This window comes from Pseudotamlana agarivorans (genome assembly GCF_001642835.1).
In the GTDB taxonomy this organism is placed as follows: domain Bacteria; phylum Bacteroidota; class Bacteroidia; order Flavobacteriales; family Flavobacteriaceae; genus Pseudotamlana; species Pseudotamlana agarivorans.
Genome location: NZ_LXEI01000029.1, coordinates 1 through 1,695, shown reverse-complemented (window position 1 = coordinate 1,695; position 1,695 = coordinate 1). Strand labels below are relative to the sequence as shown.

Annotated in this window: 2 protein-coding genes; both read left to right on the top strand. The window is 37.1% G+C overall.

What is annotated here, in order from left to right; all coding sequences use genetic code 11:
• On the top strand, window positions 1–640 hold a 640-nt coding region (locus tag A6I66_RS16035), incomplete at its 5' end, for a DUF5712 family protein (protein WP_245683472.1).
• A partial coding sequence (locus tag A6I66_RS16030; protein WP_067151811.1) for a type IV secretory system conjugative DNA transfer family protein occupies window positions 637–1,695 on the top strand: 1,059 nt, incomplete at its 3' end. The genes A6I66_RS16035 and A6I66_RS16030, both read left to right, overlap by 4 nt.

The window sequence follows — 1,695 nt, the reverse complement described above, 5'->3', positions numbered from 1 at the left end:
CACTTTTAAAGGTTCAGATAAGCAAATACAGGAAAACCAACCGTATGCCACTAAAATACTAGAATTGAAGCAGAAAATTAGAAGCATAAAACACGGAGAAACCAATGGGAATATCAATAAAATGAAAAAAGAAATAGAACGTTTGGAGCGAGAAGCGCCTTATCAAACCAATGGTAAACGTATCGTTCGGGGTATGTCTAAACCCGGACCTCAAAGTCATATCCATATTATCGTGAGCCGAAAGGATGTGTCTAACCGCTATAGTCTGTCTCCAGGAAGCAAGTACAAAGCCTCTGTAGTAGAAATGAACGACAAGATGGTAAAACGAGGTTTTGATCGCGATCTGTTTTATACCAATGCCGAAAAAACATTTGATACGATGTTTAGCTACAAGCGCAATTATGTGGAGTCCTACAAAGCACGGAAAACCTATTTAAAAGATCCTAAGCTGTATTTCTTAACGATAACAAGATTACCCTCTAGCGAAAAAGCCATAGCCTTTAATTTATTACAAAAAACAGGCGTGAATACCACCTTTTTAAGTATACCTACAAATAAGTTTCAGCTTACCTTAAAAGCTATCAACACCTTGAAAAAAGGGATCGGCAGAGCAATCGAATCAGGATCTATAGGCATATGAATTGGCAATTAGAGCATATCATTTTGTATGTTGTTCGTCCAATCTTAATCATTGGAGCTTTGTTGTATGGATGGTTCTATGGTGAAAATAATGGATCAATTCATAAGAAATACAAGGTGCGATTCAAATTGAAAAATGGCAAGTTTAAAATCGACAACATCCGAAGAGGGGCATCCATTATTGGTTCGGCAGGAAGTGGGAAAACTGAAAGTGTGGTCTATAATTTTCTGAAACATTTTAGTCAGAATGGCTTTTGTGGGGTGATTCATGATTATAAAGATTTTGAACTTACCGAAATTGCCTATCCGCTGTTTAGTGACATGAAAATGACTTTTTATACCATTGCCTTTGATCAAATCCATTATCGGGTGAACCCTATCGCTCCACATTATCTACCCAATGAGGAAAGTGTTAATGAGGTGTCACGAGTTCTTATGGAAAACCTGATGGAACAAAACCTTTCTGAAAATAAAGGAAGCAACAAGTTTTTTTCTGATGCCGTGGAAGGTTTATTGAGTGGGATGATATGGAAAATGAAAACAGCTTACCCTGAATTTTGTACGCTACCTCATGTCATTGCCTTGTTTCAAATTTTAAGTACTAAAAAATTGGTAGCCTTTTTGAAATCTGATTTTACTTCAAGAAGTATGGCTAGTGCTTTTATTAATGGCATAGATTCAGAGAAACAAACGGCAGGAGTTAAAAGTACCTTGGCGAATGCCTTCAAAAAGATAAGTTCCCAAAAACTGTTTTATGTGCTCTCTAAGGATAAGGTTCCGTTAGATATCAATAACCCTGAAAACCCTGCGGTCATATCCTTGGTTAATAACCCGAAATACGACTCAGTGTATTCTCCAGTTATTGCCATGGTGATGCATACCATTATCAAACAGATGAGCTTAAGAGGTAAAAACTCTTCTTTTTTACTGATGGAAGAGGCGCCAACTTTAAAATTACCCAATATGCACCGAATTCCAGCAACACTCCGTAGTTATGATATTTGTACGGTTTATGTGATGCAGGACAAAGTTCAAAACGATTTACTCTACGGAGAA